This window comes from Microbacterium sp. LWO12-1.2 (assembly GCF_040675875.1).
In the GTDB taxonomy this organism is placed as follows: domain Bacteria; phylum Actinomycetota; class Actinomycetes; order Actinomycetales; family Microbacteriaceae; genus Microbacterium.
Genome location: NZ_JBEGII010000001.1, coordinates 1,632,712 through 1,651,052, shown reverse-complemented (window position 1 = coordinate 1,651,052; position 18,341 = coordinate 1,632,712). Strand labels below are relative to the sequence as shown.

General features: G+C 65.9%; 20 protein-coding genes. 9 read left to right on the top strand and 11 right to left on the bottom strand.

Translation table 11 applies throughout. From position 1 onward, the window contains the following. Positions 1–10 precede the first annotated feature (10 nt). Entirely contained in the window at positions 11–1,033 is a 1,023-nt protein-coding gene (locus MRBLWO12_RS07895) for a quinone-dependent dihydroorotate dehydrogenase (protein ID WP_363554302.1), read from the top strand. A 66-nt stretch (positions 1,034–1,099) separates the two neighbouring features. On the opposite strand, the gene MRBLWO12_RS07890 is transcribed toward MRBLWO12_RS07895, so the two are convergent. Further along, positions 1,100–1,672 carry a DUF3043 domain-containing protein gene (locus MRBLWO12_RS07890; RefSeq protein ID WP_363554300.1) on the bottom strand — a complete coding sequence of 191 codons (573 nt, stop codon included), beginning with the start codon at positions 1,670–1,672 and terminating at the stop codon, positions 1,100–1,102. A gap of 46 nt (positions 1,673–1,718) precedes the next feature. Here MRBLWO12_RS07890 and MRBLWO12_RS07885 point away from each other — a divergent pair, with 46 nt between their 5' ends. From MRBLWO12_RS07885 to MRBLWO12_RS07865, 5 genes are all read left to right on the top strand, one after another. Continuing rightward, complete coding sequence (locus tag MRBLWO12_RS07885) at positions 1,719–3,128, top strand: dipeptidase (protein WP_363554298.1); 1,410 nt, start codon at positions 1,719–1,721, stop codon at positions 3,126–3,128. A 102-nt stretch (positions 3,129–3,230) separates the two neighbouring features. After that, entirely contained in the window at positions 3,231–3,599 is a 369-nt protein-coding gene (gene erpA, locus MRBLWO12_RS07880; protein WP_363554296.1) for an iron-sulfur cluster insertion protein ErpA, read from the top strand. Positions 3,600–3,741: 142 nt separating this feature from the next. Continuing rightward, positions 3,742–4,638 carry a cytochrome c oxidase subunit II gene (gene coxB, locus MRBLWO12_RS07875; RefSeq protein WP_363554294.1) on the top strand — a complete coding sequence of 299 codons (897 nt, stop codon included), beginning with the start codon at positions 3,742–3,744 and terminating at the stop codon, positions 4,636–4,638. Positions 4,639–4,641: 3 nt separating this feature from the next. Then, a complete protein-coding gene (gene ctaD, locus MRBLWO12_RS07870) occupies positions 4,642–6,375 on the top strand; it encodes a cytochrome c oxidase subunit I (protein ID WP_363554292.1) in 1,734 nt (577 codons plus the stop codon). 3 nt (positions 6,376–6,378) lie between these two features. Further along, positions 6,379–6,813, top strand: a complete 435-nt coding sequence (locus MRBLWO12_RS07865) for a cytochrome c oxidase subunit 4 (RefSeq protein WP_363554290.1) — start codon at positions 6,379–6,381, stop codon at positions 6,811–6,813. Positions 6,814–6,873: 60 nt separating this feature from the next. Here the strand turns inward: MRBLWO12_RS07865 and MRBLWO12_RS07860 are convergent, their stop codons facing one another. From MRBLWO12_RS07860 to MRBLWO12_RS07830, 7 genes are all read right to left on the bottom strand, one after another. Beyond that, positions 6,874–7,293 carry a rhodanese-like domain-containing protein gene (locus tag MRBLWO12_RS07860; RefSeq protein WP_363554288.1) on the bottom strand — a complete coding sequence of 140 codons (420 nt, stop codon included), beginning with the start codon at positions 7,291–7,293 and terminating at the stop codon, positions 6,874–6,876. A gap of 85 nt (positions 7,294–7,378) precedes the next feature. Then, positions 7,379–7,882, bottom strand: coding sequence for a GNAT family N-acetyltransferase (locus MRBLWO12_RS07855; RefSeq protein ID WP_363554286.1), 504 nt, complete (start codon positions 7,880–7,882; stop codon positions 7,379–7,381). After that, the gene (locus tag MRBLWO12_RS07850; protein ID WP_363554284.1) at positions 7,879–8,292 is read right to left on the bottom strand and encodes a RidA family protein; all 414 of its coding nucleotides are present in this window, start codon (positions 8,290–8,292) and stop codon (positions 7,879–7,881) included. Before MRBLWO12_RS07850 ends, MRBLWO12_RS07855 begins: the two co-directional genes overlap by 4 nt. An 81-nt stretch (positions 8,293–8,373) precedes the next feature. Next, the gene (locus tag MRBLWO12_RS07845; RefSeq protein WP_363554282.1) at positions 8,374–10,188 is read right to left on the bottom strand and encodes a cytochrome b; all 1,815 of its coding nucleotides are present in this window, start codon (positions 10,186–10,188) and stop codon (positions 8,374–8,376) included. After that, complete coding sequence (locus MRBLWO12_RS07840; protein ID WP_363554280.1) at positions 10,185–11,261, bottom strand: ubiquinol-cytochrome c reductase iron-sulfur subunit; 1,077 nt, start codon at positions 11,259–11,261, stop codon at positions 10,185–10,187. Before MRBLWO12_RS07840 ends, MRBLWO12_RS07845 begins: the two co-directional genes overlap by 4 nt. A 36-nt stretch (positions 11,262–11,297) precedes the next feature. Further along, a complete protein-coding gene (locus MRBLWO12_RS07835; RefSeq protein WP_363554278.1) occupies positions 11,298–12,101 on the bottom strand; it encodes a c-type cytochrome in 804 nt (267 codons plus the stop codon). Between the two features lie 20 nt (positions 12,102–12,121). Then, the gene (locus MRBLWO12_RS07830; protein ID WP_363558556.1) at positions 12,122–12,679 is read right to left on the bottom strand and encodes a cytochrome c oxidase subunit 3; all 558 of its coding nucleotides are present in this window, start codon (positions 12,677–12,679) and stop codon (positions 12,122–12,124) included. Between the two features lie 287 nt (positions 12,680–12,966). Between MRBLWO12_RS07830 and trpD the strand changes: the two genes are divergently transcribed. Together trpD and MRBLWO12_RS07820 are read left to right on the top strand one after the other, a co-directional pair. Beyond that, positions 12,967–14,031: an anthranilate phosphoribosyltransferase gene (trpD, locus tag MRBLWO12_RS07825; protein WP_363554276.1), complete on the top strand. Its 1,065-nt coding sequence runs from the start codon at positions 12,967–12,969 to the stop codon at positions 14,029–14,031. Between the two features lie 9 nt (positions 14,032–14,040). Next, on the top strand, positions 14,041–15,027 hold the full coding sequence (locus tag MRBLWO12_RS07820) for a PHP domain-containing protein (protein WP_363554274.1): 987 nt from the start codon (positions 14,041–14,043) through the stop codon (positions 15,025–15,027). Positions 15,028–15,035: 8 nt separating this feature from the next. On the opposite strand, the gene MRBLWO12_RS07815 is transcribed toward MRBLWO12_RS07820, so the two are convergent. Further along, positions 15,036–15,965, bottom strand: coding sequence for a 5'-3' exonuclease (locus tag MRBLWO12_RS07815; RefSeq protein WP_363554272.1), 930 nt, complete (start codon positions 15,963–15,965; stop codon positions 15,036–15,038). An 86-nt stretch (positions 15,966–16,051) separates the two neighbouring features. On the opposite strand from MRBLWO12_RS07815, the gene MRBLWO12_RS07810 reads away from it, so the two are divergent. Then, on the top strand, positions 16,052–16,777 hold the full coding sequence (locus MRBLWO12_RS07810; RefSeq protein ID WP_363554270.1) for a hypothetical protein: 726 nt from the start codon (positions 16,052–16,054) through the stop codon (positions 16,775–16,777). A 30-nt stretch (positions 16,778–16,807) separates the two neighbouring features. On the opposite strand, the gene MRBLWO12_RS07805 is transcribed toward MRBLWO12_RS07810, so the two are convergent. Then, positions 16,808–17,587 (bottom strand): hypothetical protein, encoded by a 780-nt coding sequence (locus tag MRBLWO12_RS07805; protein ID WP_363554268.1) that lies wholly within the window; start codon positions 17,585–17,587, stop codon positions 16,808–16,810. A 35-nt stretch (positions 17,588–17,622) separates the two neighbouring features. Further along, positions 17,623–18,180, bottom strand: coding sequence for a hypothetical protein (locus MRBLWO12_RS07800; protein WP_363554266.1), 558 nt, complete (start codon positions 18,178–18,180; stop codon positions 17,623–17,625). Positions 18,181–18,341 lie beyond the last annotated feature (161 nt).

The window sequence follows — 18,341 nt, the reverse complement described above, 5'->3', positions numbered from 1 at the left end:
TCTGGCAGGGATGTATCCGCTGCTCTTTCGCGCTGTCCTGTCGCGCTTCGACCCCGAGTTCGCCCATCACGCCGGCATGGCGGTGATCCGTGTGCTCGGCACGCCCCCGTTCTCCTGGGCGACGCGTGCGCTGACCCGTCCCGATCCGTCGCTGCGGGTCGAGGCGCTCGGGCTGACGTTCCCTTCGCCGTTCGGCGTCGCCGCAGGCTTCGACAAGAACGCCGTCGGCGTGCGCGGGCTCGCCGCGCTCGGCTTCGGTCACGTCGAAGTCGGCACCGTGACGGCCATTCCGCAGGAGGGCAACCCGAAGCCGCGTCTGTTCCGGTTGATCGCCGACCGTGCGGTGATCAACCGCATGGGCTTCAACAATGCCGGGGCCGACGCCGCTGCACGTCGGCTGGCGTCGCTGCGCCGAGGCGCACCCGACACCGTGATCGGCGTCAACATCGGTAAGAGCCGGGTCGTCGACGTCGAGAACGCCACCGCGGACTACGTGGCCTCTGCCACACGTCTCGCTCCGCTGGCGGACTATCTCGCGGTCAACGTCTCTTCTCCGAACACTCCGGGACTTCGCGGGCTGCAGGCCGTCGAGACGCTCGCTCCACTGCTCCGGGCTGTACGAGAAGCCGCCGGTGCGACCCCGCTCCTGGTGAAGATCGCCCCCGATCTCCCGGACGAGGAGATCACGGCGATCGCCGAGCTGGCGGTCGCCGAAGGACTGGACGGCATCATCGCGCACAACACGACCATCAGTCGAGAGGGGCTGCTGACCGATGCGGCTGCGGTCGAGGCGGCAGGCGCCGGCGGACTGTCGGGCGCTCCTCTCAAGGAACGCTCGCTGCAGGTGCTGCGCCTCGTACGCGCAGCGGTTCCGGCCGATTTCTGCGTGATCGCCGTCGGGGGAGTGGAGACCCCCGCCGATGTGCAGGAGCGCTTGGACGCCGGCGCGAATCTGGTGCAGGGGTACACCGCGTTCCTCTACCGTGGACCTTTCTGGGGACGCGAGATCAACCGCGGACTCGTCGCCCGCTGACGTGACATACGAAGAAGGCCTCCTGCTCTGTCGAGCACGGAGGCCTTCTTCGTGAAGAGCGGAGTGTCAGGCCGGGTACTGGCCGCGCTTGACCTGCGGCTTCGGCAGGCGCATGAATCGCATCTGGAGCGCGCGCATCGCGGCGTACCAGCCGAGACCGCGCTCCATGCGCTCTTTGCCGAACTTCTCGGCGACCTTGCGCTTGACGCGCAGGCCGAGCAGGATCATGCCGCCGATCGCGATGAGGAGGTAGGCCATCATGGCGATGTACGCGTAGTAGGCGACCGCGAGCTGTGCGGGCACGAGCGAGGCGAGGATGACGAGCACCATCACCGCCATCACGAATTCTGCGGGGTGCCAGCCGGCATCCACGTAGTCGCGGACCCATCGCCGCTGGGGGCCCTTGTCGCGGGCGGGAAGGTACTTCTCCTCGCCGGCGGCCATGCCCGCCTGTGCGCGGTTGCGTCGCTCGTTGAGCTCGGCGCGCGCGGCGGCCTTCGCTTCCTTGGTGTTCGCGACCAGGGGGCGGCGGCGTGCCGCTTCCTGCTCCGCGCGGGTCGGTGTCGCACGGCCCTTTCCGACGGCGGTCGTCTCAGGGGCGTCGTCGTTCGTCGATGGGGGGACAGGGGTAGTGGCCACGAGATTCCTCGGTTCGCTGATGATGGATCACCTTAAGATTACTCGCATGACCTCTCCTGCTCTTCCCAGTGCTTCCGACTCGGCCGTCCTCGAGGCGGTGGCGACGGGAATCCCTGCTGCGCTCTCCGACCTCGGCCACCTGGTGCGCATCCCCGGCATGGCCTGGCCGGCGTTCGATCAGACCCAGCTGCAGCGCAGCGCGGATGCCGTCGCGGCGCTCGCGCGGGACACCGGAGTCTTCGACGACGTGCGTGTGCTCCGCGCCGCGATCCCCGGCACCGAGGAACTCGGCCAGCCGGCGGTCCTCGCGAGCCGGGCGGCCCGCAACGGCCGACCCACGATCCTTCTGTACGCACACCACGACGTGCAGCCTCCGGGAGACGACGCGCTGTGGGAGACGCCACCGTTCGAGCCCACCGTGCGCGACGGGCGCCTCTACGGCCGCGGCGCCGCAGACGACAAGGCGGGTGTCATGGCGCACATCGCCTCGATCCGCGCCGTGTCAGACGTGCTGGGCGACGACCTCGATCTGGGCATCGCGCTGTTCATCGAGGGCGAGGAGGAGTACGGCTCCGCCTCGTTCGCACAGTTCCTCTCGGACAACAAGGAGGCGCTGCGTGCCGACGCCATCGTCGTGGCGGATTCGGGGAACTGGGACTCCGTCACCCCCGGATTGACCGTCTCGCTTCGCGGCAACGCCCGTTTCATCCTCCGTGTGCGCACGCTGGATCATGCCTCCCACTCCGGGATGTTCGGGGGAGCGGTGCCCGACGCGATGATGGCGACCGTGAAGCTGCTCTCGACGCTCTGGAACGACGACGGATCGGTCGCCGTCGAGGGGCTCACGGAGCGGGACTCGCCGACACCCGACTACTCGGAGGAGACACTCCGCGACGAGGCAGGGCTCCTGCCGACGACGCAGCCGATCGGCAACGGGACGATCCTGAGCCGTATCTGGAACAAGCCGGCCGTCACCATCATCGGCATCGATACGACGAGCGTGGCATCCGCGTCCAACACGCTGCTGCCCGAGACGACGGTGGTGCTCAGCGCCCGTGTCGCCCCCGGCCAGAGTGGCGCGGACGCCTACGCCGCTCTCGAGCGGCATCTCCGCGCACATGCGCCGTACGGAGCCGAGCTGACGTTCTCTGATGTCGATCTCGGTGACGGGTTCCTCGTCGACACGAGCGGGTGGGCCGTCGGTCTCACCCGGGACGCGATGCGCGACGGGTACGGTGTCGCACCCGTCGACCTCGGTGTGGGCGGCTCCATCCCGTTCATCGCCGACCTCGTGCGGGAGTTCCCCGAGGCGCAGATCCTGGTCACGGGAGTCGAGGACCCGCACTCCAGGGCCCACAGCCCGAACGAGTCGCTGCATCTGGACACGTTCCGTCACGCCGTCGCCACAGAGGCGCTGCTGCTCACGCGCATGAACGGGCTCGAACGTCCGCTCTGAGCGCGACCGCGCACGGCTCTCCCGCGATCTCGCCGCCTTCGACCCATGCGACGGTAGAATTGCGGGAAAGCCGTGCCACCGCGGCCCGTCACAAGGAGCGACATGAGCGACACCACACTGACTTCGGACACCACCGCCACCAAGCCCCACGGCATCAGCCTGACTGACGCTGCCGCCCTCAAGGTCAAGAACCTGCTCGAGCAGGAGGGCCGTGACGACCTGCGTCTGCGCGTCGCCGTTCAGCCCGGCGGATGCTCCGGCCTGATCTACCAGCTCTACTTCGACGAGCGTTACCTCGAGGGTGATGAGACCGTCGACTTCGACGGCGTCGAGGTCATCGTCGACAACATGAGCGTGCCGTATCTCGATGGCGCATCCATCGATTTCAAGGACACGATCTCGGAGCAGGGCTTCACGATCGACAACCCGAACGCTGCCGGCAGCTGCGCTTGCGGAGACAGCTTCCACTGACCTGCGGTCTTCGGGTGCCGTGCGCGGCTTCGTCGTTCGAAACGGCGCCCGGAACCCTCCGCAACCTGCGTGGTTGGCATGAATCAGGTGTGAGGTTGCCCTAGACTTGGATGTGCCCTGTCCGCAATCTGAAAGGTGCATCGTGCCCTCGAAACACCGCCTTCGTTGGGCCGCACTCCCTGTGGGAGTCGTGGCAGCCGTGGTCCTGGCGGGATGTACCACCACCGAGCTGAACGGTTATCTTCCGGGCTTCGTGGATGACGGCCCCGCTGCCACGAACCAGACCGAGCGAGTGTCCTCGCTGTGGGTCAACTCCTGGATCGTCCTGCTCGCCGTCGGCGTCATCACCTGGGGCCTGATGGCCTGGGCCGCGATCGCCTACCGCCGCCGCAAGGGCCAGACCGGTCTGCCCGTGCAGATGCGGTACAACATGCCGATCGAGATCTTCTACACGATCGTGCCGCTGATCCTCGTGCTGGGAATGTTCTTCTTCACGGCTCGCGATCAGTCCGAGATCGAAGCCAAGTGGGACGACCCTGACGTCGAGATCACCGCGATCGCCAAGCAGTGGGCGTGGGATTTCCAGTACGACGCCGACTCGGACGAAGACACCGTGTGGACGATGGGAATTCAGGGCCAGCCGGACAAGGACGGCAACATCGACCAGGCGCAGCTGCCGACGCTCGTACTGCCGGTCGACCAGAAGGTCACGATCAACCTGCAGTCGCGCGACGTCATCCACTCCTTCTGGATCATCGACTTCCTCTACAAGAAGGACATGTACATCGGGAAGGACAATTCCTGGTCCTTCATCCCGACGCGTGTCGGCGAGTACGCCGGCAAGTGCGCCGAGCTCTGCGGTGAGTACCACTCGATGATGCTCTTCAACGTCAAGGTCGTCGAACAGGACGAGTACGACGCCTATCTCCAGCAGCTCAAGGAGAAGGGCAACACCGGTGACATCACGGACGAGTACGACCGTCTGACGAACCTCCCCGGAACCACGCCCAAGACCGACTCCGAGGAAGGAGAGGAGTAAGCCATGTCGACAACTGAAGCCCCCCGCACCGACGAGGCCCCTCGCTCCCGACCCACTGCTCTTCCCGCTCGCCAGGCCGCTCTGATGAGCTCCTCGCGTGTCGAGCAGAAGGGCAACATCGTCGTCAAGTGGATCACCTCCACCGACCACAAGACCATCGGGTACATGTACCTGATCGCCTCTGTGCTGTTCTTCCTCCTCGGCGGCGTGATGGCTCTCGTCATCCGCGCCGAGCTCTTCGCGCCGGGAATGCAGATCATCCCGACCAAGGAGCAGTACAACCAGCTGTTCACGATGCACGGCACGATCATGCTGCTGATGTTCGCGACGCCGCTCTTCGCCGGCTTCGCGAACGCGATCCTGCCGCTGCAGCTCGGTGCGCCGGACGTCGCGTTCCCGCGTCTGAACGCCTTCGCGTTCTGGCTCTTCCTCTTCGGCTCCACGATCGCCGTCGCTGGCTTCCTCACCCCGCAGGGTGCGGCCTCGTTCGGATGGTTCGCGTACCAGCCGCTCGCCAGTGCGTCGTTCTCGCCTGGAGTCGGTGGCAACCTCTGGATGGTCGGTCTCGGAATCTCGGGCTTCGGCACGATCCTCGGTGCGGTCAACTTCATCACGACCGTGATCACCATGCGCGCGCCCGGTATGACGATGTGGCGCATGCCGATCTTCTCCTGGAACACGCTGATCACCAGCCTTCTGATCCTGATGGCGTTCCCCGTGCTCGCCGCCGCGATCTTCGCCGCTGCCGCCGACCGTATCCTCGGTGCGCACATCTACGACCCGGCCAATGGCGGCGTGCTCCTCTGGCAGCACCTGTTCTGGTTCTTCGGACACCCCGAGGTGTACATCATCGCGCTGCCGTTCTTCGGCATCGTCTCGGAGATCTTCCCGGTGTTCAGCCGCAAGCCGATCTTCGGATACAAGACTCTGGTGTACGCGACGATCGCGATCGCTGCCCTGTCCGTCGCAGTGTGGGCTCACCACATGTACGTGACCGGATCGGTGCTCCTGCCGTTCTTCGCCCTCATGACGATGCTCATCGCGGTGCCGACGGGTGTGAAGATCTTCAACTGGATCGGAACGCTCTGGCGAGGCTCCGTGACCTTCGAGACTCCGATGGTCTTCGCCCTCGGATTCCTTGTCTCCTTCGTGTTCGGTGGTCTGACCGGTGTGATCCTCGCGGCTCCGCCGCTGGACTTCGCGCTCTCCGACTCCTACTTCGTGGTCGCGCACTTCCACTACGTCGTCTTCGGCACCGTGGTGTTCGCGATGTTCGCCGGCTTCTACTTCTGGTGGCCGAAGTGGACGGGGCGCATGCTCAACGAGCGTCTCGGCTACGTGCACTTCTGGATGCTGTTCATCGGCTTCCACATGACGTTCCTCATCCAGCACTGGCTGGGCGTCGACGGCATGGTGCGTCGCTACGCGGACTACTCGGCGGCTGACGGCTGGACCTGGCAGAACCAGGTGTCGACCATCGGCGCGATGATCCTCGGTGCCTCCATGCTCCCGTTCTTCCTGAACGTCTGGATCACGGCTCGCAAGGCGCCCAAGGTCACGGTCAACGACCCGTGGGGCTACGGCGCTTCGCTCGAGTGGGCGACGTCCTGCCCGCCGCCGCGACACAACTTCACGTCGATCCCGCGCATCCGCAGTGAGCGTCCTGCGTTCGACTTGAACCATCCTGAGGCGGCCGAGTTCGCCACCACAGCTCCCGGCGAGCGAGAGGTGCACTGAGTCATGCGCGATAACGTCATTCTCTGGTGGGTCCTGACCGCGTTCTTCGCCCTCATCGGCGTCGTCTACACGGGCTGGAACATCCTGGCGCACCCGAGCCTCCCGCTCGTGAACCAGATCGAGTGGGTCGGCACGGTCGCCCTGTTCTTCTCGGCGTTCATGGGCGCGATGATCGCGTTCTACCTTGATCGCACGCACAACGCGCAGGGCGGGGAGCTCCCGGAAGACATCCTGACCTCGGACATCGACGACGGTGACCCCGAGCTGGGCGAGTTCAGCCCGTGGTCCTGGTGGCCGATCGTGCTCGCCGGTTCTGCCGCTGTCTTCGTGGTGGGTCTGGCTGTCGGACACTTCCTGCTTCCGATCGGGCTCGCGATCTTCGTCGTCGCGATCGTCGGCTGGGTATACGAGTACTACCGCGGCAACTTCGCCCGCTGAGCAGCATCCAATGAAGAAGGCCCCCGGATTAGTCCGGGGGCCTTCTTCGTGGTGAGACGGTCAGGCGCGCGATCGGATACGCGCGATCCCGGTGAGCGGGTCGACAGGCCGGTGATGCACGCCATCCGCGTCTTCGACGGCATACCCCTCACGGACCCAGTACTCGAAGCCGCCGATCATCTCGCGTACCCGATACCCGAGCTTCGCAAACTCCAGGGCTCCCTTCGCGCCGGCGTTGCAGCCGGGGCTCCAGCAGTACACCACGACCTCCGCATCGACGCTGATCTCGCGCGGGGCTCGCGCGGCGATCTCGCTGTAGTGCATGTGCGTGGCGCCCGCGACGCGCCCCTGGGCCCAGGCCTCTGCGGAGCGCACATCGATGACGACGATGTTCTCGCCGGCCTTCAGAGCAGCATGAACGTCGCTGGCGTCGGTCTCATAGGCGAGCTTGGCGGCGTAGTAGTCGGAGCGGTCGATCATGCTCCCCAGCCTAGGAGTGGGCGTGTGTGGTCCGCCGCCGTCATCCGGACGCTGATGAGCGCAATTCCGCCACTGACCGCTCGTGTCAGAGCTCGACGGTCATCTGCACGCGGCGACCGTAGCGGTCCAGGCCCAGCGATGCTTCGACGTCGACCAGATCCCGCAGGAACGGCGTCTCCGGGATGCTCTCGAGGAAGCCGCACGAGGCATAGAAGGGTGCATTCCAGGGAACCTCTGCGTATGTGCGTAGCGTGACACGCGTATAGCCGCGTTCGCGAGCCTCGTCGAGCGCAGCGGTGACGAGGCCACGACCATGACCTTTGCGACCCGCAGATGGGACCACGGACAGCTGCTCGAGGTGCGCGTGACCGTCGACGTCGAGCACATGGACGAACCCGACGGGGGAGCGGTTCGCATCATCCTCTCCGACGAGCACGAAACCGGGACTCGACAGACGTGCGGCGCCGTCGCCGGCAGGCGGCCATTGCCACGCGCCCAGAGCATCGATGAGCAGTGCGTCGGCGGCCGTCTCTATCGCGTGGATCGCCTCGGCATCGGTACTTTCGGCCGCGCGTACGGTGCCACTCACGATGCGTCTCCTGCCACCGCCGCGATCGCTTCGATCTCGACGAGCTGGTCGTCGTAGCCGAGGACGGTGACGCCCAGGAGAGTGCTCGGGACGTCGTGTGCGCCGAAGGCCGCATGGATGACGTCCCAGGATGTCACGAGGTCCTGCTGTCGTGTGGAGGCCACCAGAACGCGTGTGCTGATGATGTCTGTCAGTGCGGCGCCGGACGCCGCGAGCGCGGTCTGGAGAGTCTCCACACAGCGGGCGGCTTGTGCGGCATAGTCGCCGGGAGCAGTGGTCGTCACGTCCTCTTCGAGAGGGCAGGCGCCGGCGAGGAAGATGAGGCGCGAGCCTGCCGGGGCGGTTGCGGCGTAGGCGTAGGGGGCATCGGCGAGGGCTTCGGAACGGATGAGTCTGACTGCGGATGTCATACCTTCGATCCTTCCATGGAGTACATGAAAGGGCCCTGTCCGGATGGACAGGGCCCTTTCAGCGAGGGGAGCGGACGAGGTCTACTCGCCGTCCTCCGACTTCTTCTTGCGAGGCTTCTTCACCGGCTCGGTCGCGATGACCGTGCTCGGAGTGTTCGGCGTCTCGTCGACGTGTGTCTCATCAACGGTGAGCGGAGCATCCGGGAAGCCGGCACGCTCGTGAGCGCCCTGGATCTCGGCGGCCTCGGTCTCGTCGTTGTGAGCCGTGACGTGGTGCTGGTGCGCGTCGGCCTCTTCGATCTGCGCCTGCGTCAGCGGAGCCAGACGGTCCTCGAAGAACCAGCGCGAGATCGAGGAACGGAGGTTCTCGGTCCACGGGATACGGCCCTTGGCGTTCGGGCGCACGACGAGCGGCTCGTAGCCGTCGACATCGATGAGCTTCCAACGGTCGTACTGGTCGACCGGCTGGTGCACCTCGATGAACTCGCCGCCGGGGAGGCGGACGATGCGGCCCGACTCGAAGCCGTGCAGCACGATCTCACGATCCTTCTTCTGCAGCGCGATGCAGATGCGCTTCGTGATGAAGTACCCGAGAACCGGTCCGATGATCAGCAGTGCCTGCAGCGTGTGGATGACACCTTCCATCGTGAGCATGAAGTGCGTCGCGATGAGGTCGGAGGATGCCGCAGCCCACAGCACCGCGTAGAAGACGACACCAGCGACGCCGATGGCGGTGCGGGTAGCCGCGTTGCGCGGACGCTGAGCGATGTGGTGCTCGCGCTTGTCGCCCGTGACCCACGCCTCGATGAAGGGGTAGATCGCGACGAGCACGATGAACAGACCGAGAACCGCGACCGGCACCAGGATGCCGAGCGACAGCGTGCGCTCGAGGAAGACGATGTCCCAGTTCGACGGAGCCAGACGCAGCGCGCCATCCGCGAAGCCGATGTACCAGTCGGGCTGGGTACCGGCGGACACAGGGGAGGGGTCGTAGGGGCCGTAGTTCCAGATCGGGTTGATCTGGAAGAACGTCGCGATCAGCACGATCGTGCCGAAGACGATGAACAGGTAGCCGCCCATCTTCGACATGTACACCGGCATCATCGGGTAGCCCACGACGTTGTCGTTCGTGCGACCGGGGCCGGCGAACTGCGTGTGCTTGTTGATGATCATCAGCATGAGGTGCACCACGATGAGCGCGATGACCAGCATCGGCAACAGCAGGATGTGGAGCGTGTACAGACGGCCGACGATGTCGGTGCCGGGGAACTCGCCACCGAAGAGCAGGAACGAGATCCACGTGCCGACGATCGGGAAGCCCTTGATCATGCCGTCGATGATGCGCAGACCGTTGCCCGAGAGCAGGTCGTCGGGGAGCGAGTAGCCGGTGAAGCCCTCAGCCATTGCCAGGATGAAGAGCACGAAGCCGATCACCCAGTTGAGCTCGCGCGGCTTGCGGAAGGCGCCGGTGAAGAACACGCGGAGCATGTGCACGCCGATGCCGGCCACGAAGACCAGTGCGGCCCAGTGGTGGATCTGGCGGACCAGAAGACCACCGCGAAGGTCGAACGAGATGTGCAGCGACGACTCGAGAGCCGCGGACATCTCGATTCCACGCATCGGAGCGTAGGCGCCGGTGTAGTGGGTCTCGACCATGGATGCCTGGAAGAAGAACGTCAGGAAGGTTCCGGAGAGGAACACGACCACGAAGCTCCATAGCGCGATCTCGCCGAGCATGAACGACCAGTGGTCAGGGAAGATCTTGCGACCGAGTTCCTTGACGAAGCCAGACAGGCTGGTGCGCTCATCGATGTAGTTCGACGCGGCACCGACGAAGCGACCGCCGAGCGGTGCCTTGGTTTCCTTGTCGTCTTTGGACAGCGTTGCGGTGCTCAATGGCGCTCCCAGAAGCTCGGGCCGACGGGTTCCTTGAAGTCGCTGCGTGCGACGAGGTAGCCCTCGTCGTCGACCGTGATGGGCAGCTGCGGCAGCGGACGTGCAGCCGGCCCGAAGATCACCTTGGCGTGATCGGTGACATCGAACTGCGACTGGTGGCACGGGCACAGCAGGTGGTGGGTCTGCTGCTCGTACAGGGCGACCGGGCAGCCGACGTGCGTGCAGACCTTGGAGTACGCGACGATGCCGTCGTACGACCAGTCCTTACGGTCCTCGGCCTCGATGAGCTGCTCGGGGCGCAGGCGCATCATCAGCACGATGGCCTTGGCCTTCTCCTCGAGATAACCATCGTGGTGGCTGAGCTCGGCGAGGTCGGCGGGGATCACGTGGAATGCGGATCCGAGCGTGACGTCCGATGCGCGGATCGGCGTGCCGTCGGGGTCGCGGACCAGTCGCATGCCCTCGTCCCACATCGTGTGCTTCAGCAGCGCGACAGGGTCGCCCGCAGTGGGGTCGTCAGGAGTCGAGTGCGGAGCGAGGCCACGGAACAGGGTGACACCCGGGATGATCGACGCCACGACCGCGGCGAACAGCGAGTTGCGGATCATCGTGCGGCGTCCGAAACCGGACTCCTCGTTCGCGTCGGAGAACGCCTTGATGGCCGCCTCGCGCGTCGAGTCCTTGCCCCGGGTGGGGTGGCGGTACTCGATGTGCTCCTTGTCGGACATCAGAGCCTTCGACCAGTGGATCGCGCCGATGCCGATGCTCAACAGGGCGAGGGCGATACCCAGGCCGATGAAGAGGTTGTTCTGACGGATGTCGATGAGCGCGCCGCTCTCGATCGGGAACAGCATGTAGGCGGCGACCGCCCAGATGCTGCCCGCGAGCGAGAGGTAGAACAGGGTGTAGACAGTGCGGTCCGCGGTCTTCTCAGCGCGCGGGTCCTTGTCGGTCATCCGCTCGCGGTGCGGCGGAAGCCCCGGGTTCTGCACGGGATCGCTGACTGCGACACCCAGCCCTGGAGAGGGCTGGTAGGCCCTGTCAAGAGCCTGCGAGTCGTCGTCGTGTGCCATGGTGCTCCTCGTACGTTCCTCTTCGATGAATAAGCGTCAGTTGGACTTCGCCGTGATCCACACGGTGATGGCGACGAGCGCGCCGATGCCGAAGATCCACACGAACAGGCCCTCGGAGACGGGGCCCAGCGAACCGAGCGAGAATCCGCCGATCTGCACGGACTCCTGCTGGAAGAGGAGCGCGGAGATGATGTCGCGCTTGTCCTCGTCCGACAGGTTCATGTCTCCGAAGACCGGCATGTTCTGGGGGCCGGTGACCATGGCTGCGTACATGTGCAGCGCGCTGGTCTCGGTCAGAGCCGGGGCGTACTTGCCCTCGGTGAGTGCACCACCGGCGGCGGCCACGTTGTGGCACATCGCGCAGTTGACGCGGAACAGTTCGGCACCGTTCGCCACGTCGCCGCCACCATCGAGGATGTGGTCAGAGGGGAAGGTCGGGCCGGGAGCGGACTCCTGCACGAAGGACGAGATCGCGAGGATCTGGTCTTCGGTGAACTGCGGCGACTTCTGCGGTGCCTGCGGTCCCTGCATCTGCAGAGGCATACGACCGGTCGAGAGCTGGAACTCGGTCGCGAGCTCGCCCACTCCGTAGAGGCTCGGACCGTTGGGCGTGCCCTGCAGGTCGAGACCGTGACAGGTCGCGCAGTTCGCCTGGAACAGCTTCTCGCCGTCTTCGACGGTGAGCTGCGAGGTCGCAGCCGTCTGGGTGTCGGTCGCAGCGAATGCGGCGGTCGTGCCGGCGTATACCGCGCCGGTGATCATGAGGCCTGCTCCGATGAGCGCTGCCGCAGCCAGGGGACTGCGACGGCCATTCGAACGGCGCTTCTTCTCTCGTGCCATCTCGGGGATCAGCTCCGCTCTTATTTCAGGAAGTAGATAACGACGAACAGCACGATCCAGACGACGTCGACGAAGTGCCAGTAGTAGGACACCACGATCGAGGACGTCGCCTCTTTGTGCCGGAAATTCTTGACCGCGTATGCGCGTCCGATGACGAGCAGGAACGCGATGAGTCCGCCGGTGACGTGCAGGGCGTGGAAGCCGGTGGTGAGGTAGAACGCAGAAGCGTAGGAATCTGCTCCGATGGGCATTCCCTCGGCCACGAGCTGCGCGTACTCCCAGACCTGGCCGGAGACGAAGATGGCTCCGAGTGCGAAGGTGAGGAAGAACCACTCGACCATGCCCCAGCCGAAGAGGCGACGGCGACCGGCGCCGTTCTTCTGGCCCTTGCCGATCTTGTACGGCTGAAGGTCCTCGGCAGCGAACACGCCCATCTGGCACGTGAACGAGGAGAGCACCAGGATCGCGGTGTTCACGAACGCGAACGGAACGTTCAGCAGTTCGGTGCGATCCGCCCAGAGCTCGGGGGATGTGCTGCGGAGGGTGAAGTAGATCGCGAAGAGTCCCGCGAAGAACATCACTTCACTGCCGAGCCACACAATGGTGCCGACAGCTACCGGGTTGGGCCGCTTAATGGTTCTCGCCGCCGGGGCATACGTCGCTGAGGTCGTCACTCTTCCATTATGGCCGATCCCCAGGCATGATTCTTGCACCGGCAGCCCTCGTTTTGCCCGTATTTGACTTAGGTAACCCTAAGAAAAGGCTGCGAATAGTCGGTGAATCCGCGGGAAACAGGGGATGCCGTCGTGGCGGTCACACGTTCGGAACGATCTGCACGTTTTCCCGCGCCGATAGGATCGCACACATGGCTGATTCGCTGACCTGGTCCGATGTGCTCACCTCTCTACTGGAGCGCCGCGATCTCAGCGTCTGGGAGTCGACGTGGGCGATGCGTCAGATCATGAACGGCAACGTCACGGAAGCCCAGCTCGGCGGGTTCCTCATCGCCCTCCGGGCGAAGGGGGAGACGATCGACGAGATCGTCGGCTTCCGCGATGCCATCCTCGAGGCCGCCGTTCCGCTGCCTGTCTCCCCGAACGTCCTCGATATCGTCGGTACCGGTGGCGATCGGGTGGGCACGGTGAACGTCTCCACGACCGCGGCCATCATCATCGGTGCCACCGGCATCCCCGTCGTCAAGCACGGCAACCGCGCCGCCAGCTCCGCATCGGGGTCGTCGGATGTTCTGGGGGCGCTCGGCCTCGAGCTGTCGCTCAACCCCGAGGCGGTCGCGTCGATCCTCGACCGCACCGGCATCACCTTCGCATGGGCAGGCGCCTTCCACCCCGGTTTCAAGCACGCGGGTCCCGTGCGTGCCGAGCTGGGCGTGCCCACCGTCTTCAACATGCTGGGACCGCTCTGCAATCCCGCCCGCGCCGAGGCCAACGCCGTGGGTGTGGCGCAGATCGAGCGCGTGCCTCTGATCACGGGAGTGTTCCGCACCCGTGGTGCCACGGCGCTCGTGTTCCGCGGTGACGACGGGCTCGACGAACTCACCACGACCGGTCACAGCCGGATCTGGGAGGTCACCCGCGGCGACATCCACGAGCATGACCTCGATCCTCGTGATCTCGGCATTCCCCTCGCCGAACTCGCCGACCTCCTCGGTGGCGCACCCGAGCACAACGCGGAGGTGCTCCGACGCACACTCCAGGGGGAGGTCGGAGCCGTTCGTGACATCGTGCTGCTCAACGCCGCTGCCGGCATCGTGGCATACGAGCTGTCGCAGGACGCGACCCAGGTGCAGGTTCCGATCCTCGAGCGGTTGCGCGAGGGTTACCTTCGGGCGTCGGCGGCGGTGGATGACGGTCGTGCCGCCGCCAAGCTCGATCAGTGGATCAGCGTGAGTCGCGAGCTCGCGACGGCCTAGGAGCTCGACGTGGACCCGGTCGCTGCTCTGCTCGAGATCGCCTCGCTGCTCGAGCGCGAGCGGGCGTCCCGCTACCGGGCCAAGGCGTTCCGCCAGGCCGCGGCGACGTTCCAGGAGCTCCCGGAAGACGTGCGTCTTGACCCGACGCGTCTGCGTGCGAGTCGCGGGATCGGCGAGTCGACCTTCGCCGTGATCCGCCAGGCGCAGGACGGGAAGGTGCCCGAGTACCTGGTGGAACTGCGCGGTGATGTCGAGCCCGAGCGGGCGTCAGAGCTGCGCGGCAAGCTTCGAGGCGACCTGCACGCCCACACGGACTGGTCTGACGGCACCACCTCGATCGCGGTGATGGCGGCGGCGGCACGTGCGCAGGGGCATGAGTACCAGGCGATCACGGACCATTCGCCGCGGTTGCGCGTCGCACGTGGCCTGTCCGCCGAACGTCTGCGTGAGCAGATCCCCCTCGTGCGCGCCGAGTCGGGCGAGGGATTCACTCTGCTCGCGGGAATCGAGGTCGACATCCTCGAAGACGGCGCGCTGGATCAGGATCCGGACCTGCTTGCGGAGCTCGACGTGGTCGTGGCGTCCGTGCACTCGAAGCTGCGAATGGACGCCCGCCCGATGACGGCACGAATGATCGCCGCCGTCTCGCATCCGCGTGTCAACGTGCTCGGTCACTGCACCGGTCGTCTCGTCGAGGGGGAGCGTGGGACGCGACCACCCTCGGCTTTCGATGCGGCTGCCGTCTTCGCCGCCTGCGCGGAGAACGGTGTGGCGGTGGAGATCAATTCGCGCCCAGAACGTCAGGACCCGCCGGACGAGCTCATCGCGATCGCGCTGGCTGCGGGGTGTCTGTTCTCCATCGATTCGGACGCCCATGCGCCGGGACAGCTCTCGCTGCTCGACCACGGCGCTGAGCGAGCCGAGCGGGCAGGCGTTCCTGCCGCGCGTATCGTCACCACGTGGGGGGTGGAGCGGTTGCTGGCCTGGGCCGAGTGACTCCCGCGTCAGCGTGCCGCGGCGGAGACCGCAGCGATCGCGCGGTCCATCGAGCCGCCCAGGTTCCACTTCGCCGCGAGCGCCAGCGCTGTTGCGGACTCTTCCTCGTCGAGCGCGTGCAGACGTGTGTCGGGTGCGGAGATCGGCAGGGACGTCGCCACCGCCACGACGGTCGGCGCGACGTCGAGATAGGCGGACGCGGCGATAACCTTGGCGCGGACGCCGGCGCTCATGCCTTCACCCGCTTCGGCGGCTGCACGGATCCCGCCGAGGTCGACATGGTTCTGCAGCAGGGTCGCTGCGGTCTTCTCGCCGACGCCGGCGACTCCGGGCAGTCCGTCTGAGGCATCACCGCGCATCGTCGCGAAGTCCGCATACTGCGAGGGGAGCACCCCGTACTTGGCGACGACCGTGGCGTCGGTGACGATCTCGAGGTTGCTCATGCCCCGTGCGGTGTAGATCACGCGCACCTCGCGGGCGTCGTCGACGAGCTGGAAGAGGTCACGGTCGCCCGTGACGATGTCGACGGCCATGTCGGCGTCTGTGGCGAGCGTGCCGATCACGTCGTCGGCCTCATGCTCGGCGACGCCGATGATCGGGATGTCGAGCGCCTCGAGCGTCTGGCGGATGAGAGGGATCTGCGCCTCGAGCGGATCGGGCACCTCTTCGACGTCGGGACCGGAGGCGACGACTTCGACCACCCGGTGCGACTTGTAGCTGGGGATCAGGTCGACCCGCCACTGTGGACGCCAATCGTCGTCCCAGCACGCGATCACGTGCGTGGGCTCGTACAGCGTGACCAGCTTCGCGATGATGTCGAGCAGCCCACGAGCCGCGTTGATGGGGGAGCCATCGGGTGCGGTCACCTTGTCGGGTACACCGTAGAAGGCGCGGAAGTAGAGGCTGGCGGTATCGAGCAACATGAGACGGTCGGTCACGAACCACAGTCTGGCACGGGCAGCCGACAGGGGCAGGATGCGGCGTCAGGTCTGAGACGGTTCCCGTCGACCTGACACTCAGAGGTATGACGGTCTCTCTTCGCGCGTTCTCCATCCTCGCTCTGGGCGGGCTGCTGCTGGCCTCCGTGTTGACGGGGTGCTCGACGAACGCCGGGAGCTCCCCGGCGCCTGAATCGACAGCCCAACAGGCCTCCTCCGACATGTCATACGTGCCCCAAGCCGGGTGGTTGGACTCGACGGCGTTCGTGCTGAAGTCCTGGGGCGACGCCTGCGCGCCGCAGCTGGGCGACCTCATCGCCGGTGACCAGTCGCTCGAGATCGTGCTCGTTTCGAGCGAGGACGAGATGTGCGCGATGGTGCAGACCGCGCATGGCACCTACATCGGCCTGCCCGCTGGATTCGACTCCTCACGTCCGGTGGAGCTCACCGTCGTCGACGCGGCAGGGGAGAAGACGGAGCTCACGCTGCCCGGGCTCGACGACGGCGGGATCATTCCGGCGGACAGGATGCCGGAGCAGATTCCTGCGGCGACATGGATCGGGGATCAGGAGCTCGCCGTGCTCACCTGGGGATCGTCGACCTGCATGCCGGGGTCCGGCGACGTGGAAGCGGTCAGTGAGACCGAGGCCATCGTCCGACTGCACGCGCACACCGACACGATCTGCACGAGGGACCTGGTGCCGCAGATCACCTTCGTGCCGGCGAAGGGCGTCGCTGCGGACGCCGTGTTGATGCTCGCGGATCACGTGGACGCCGATGGTGCTCCGGTGGTGTTGAGGGTCGTCAGCTGAGCCGGTCGGTCCTTCTCGCAGCCATGGGTCTCAACATCCGGGTGCTGTCGGTTTCTGGTCACAGGTGAAGGCCACGAGTGCCGTGTGGGCTTCGAAGATGCGGATCGCCTGGTCGGGGCCGTCCGTCGTGAGCTCGCCAGACACCGGCACCCAGCCGTTGCCGAGATTGACTTCGGCGAAGTAGCGCACATCGACGTCGACCAGATAGGTCCCGCGCTCCTGGTAGACGTGACTCGTGGAGGTGGGCGTGAACTGCGCCTGACCGAGGCGGTTCCAGGTCTCACCGCCGGTCGTCAGGCTCGCGCGGTCGCCGTCGCCGTAGTCGAATTCGTACCCCACAGGCGTGAAGCGCACGGAGATCGGGAAACCGAAGAGCGTTCCGGCGCGAGTGTGGACGGACGCCGCAGCGACGAAGTTCGTCGGCATGCCAGCGATACCCACATTGCCTGGTTCCCCGACGGCCGTCACCGGCTCGGGGGCGAAGGTGGCAAGATCGGTCATCGTGATCGCGGGGCGTGCCGGCCCGTCCGGAGCCGCAGGGTCCGCCTTCGTGGGCGCCTCATAAGCGCGGAAGCAGCGGATGTCGCTATTCCAGTTCGCGAGGCACTCGTCGAAGTCGACCTCGTTCGGCGGGTACCCGGTGCCGGTGTTCGAATCGGGGGAGGTGCCGTTCGGAGTGGACGGGCCGCTCGAGCCGGGGGTGTTGCGTTCACCGGTGATGTTGAGGGAGGTGCCCGTGTTGGTGGCTCCGCAACCCCCAGCGACGAGGCCGGACTGAGAACAACCAGTGTTGCCAGGGGAGCTGGCCACGATGACAGCAGTGAATACAGCTGCCCACAAAGACGTCAGCATTCAAAGTCCGCCGTGATCTCGAAGTCCGTGATTAGCAGAGATTGCGGCCCTCCTGCGAAACGGACATCAACTGCGTAGATGTCGCTTCGCCCCTCAGCGGTCACGTCCACGCCTGTCGTATCGATAGCCCGCGCGTCGGTGATGTCGAGACAGACTCGAGACAGAACCTCGCCGACCGGCGAAACTAAGTCGGCATCCAGTCCTTGGATGGCCGAGACCGTCGTGGATCCCTCTATGCGGATCCCGTCCTCTCGCAGCTTGGTTTCGTTTGCGACCTCGGCCCGCAGAACTTCGCCCGCAAGGAAGTCGTGCGACGGAATAGACGGAGACGTACCTGCACGCTCGGCGTTGAGCGCGTCGTTGTAGGCCCGGTACGTCTCCTCCGCCGCGGCGAACGCCTCTTCCTCCGAGGCGAAAGCGGGCGTCGGTGTCGGTTCGGGCTCCGGTGTGGGGGAGCATCCGAGGATCCCGACGGCCGACAGCGCAACGCAGCAGGCGGCAAGAGCGGGGCGGGCGAGGGAACGGCGATGTGTGGAGTGGAAGCGAGGCACCCGGTCACGCTAATGGAACGGCCCCGGGCCCGCCGGAGTTATCCACAGCACGTCGATGGCGACACCGACGCCATCGACATCCGAAGTTCTGATAATCTGAAGTGTCACTCGTGGCGTGCACTTGCATGCGCTCGTGACGTGCAATCCCAATCCATCCGCTG

Coding starts and splice junctions, on each gene's coding strand:
- MRBLWO12_RS07860 (WP_363554288.1), bottom strand. CDS start 7,293: ATGATCGACCGCTCCGACTACTACGCCGCCAAGCTCGCCTATGAGACC.
- trpD (WP_363554276.1), top strand. CDS start 12,967: ATGGCTGATTCGCTGACCTGGTCCGATGTGCTCACCTCTCTACTGGAG.
- MRBLWO12_RS07885 (WP_363554298.1), top strand. CDS start 1,719: ATGACCTCTCCTGCTCTTCCCAGTGCTTCCGACTCGGCCGTCCTCGAG.
- MRBLWO12_RS07895 (WP_363554302.1), top strand. CDS start 11: ATGTATCCGCTGCTCTTTCGCGCTGTCCTGTCGCGCTTCGACCCCGAG.
- erpA (WP_363554296.1), top strand. CDS start 3,231: ATGAGCGACACCACACTGACTTCGGACACCACCGCCACCAAGCCCCAC.
- MRBLWO12_RS07830 (WP_363558556.1), bottom strand. CDS start 12,679: ATGTTCTTCGCGGGACTCTTCGCGATCTACTTCACCCTCCGCAGCACA.
- MRBLWO12_RS07865 (WP_363554290.1), top strand. CDS start 6,379: ATGCGCGATAACGTCATTCTCTGGTGGGTCCTGACCGCGTTCTTCGCC.
- ctaD (WP_363554292.1), top strand. CDS start 4,642: ATGTCGACAACTGAAGCCCCCCGCACCGACGAGGCCCCTCGCTCCCGA.
- MRBLWO12_RS07850 (WP_363554284.1), bottom strand. CDS start 8,292: ATGACATCCGCAGTCAGACTCATCCGTTCCGAAGCCCTCGCCGATGCC.
- MRBLWO12_RS07835 (WP_363554278.1), bottom strand. CDS start 12,101: ATGGCACGAGAGAAGAAGCGCCGTTCGAATGGCCGTCGCAGTCCCCTG.
- MRBLWO12_RS07810 (WP_363554270.1), top strand. CDS start 16,052: ATGACGGTCTCTCTTCGCGCGTTCTCCATCCTCGCTCTGGGCGGGCTG.
- MRBLWO12_RS07840 (WP_363554280.1), bottom strand. CDS start 11,261: ATGGCACACGACGACGACTCGCAGGCTCTTGACAGGGCCTACCAGCCC.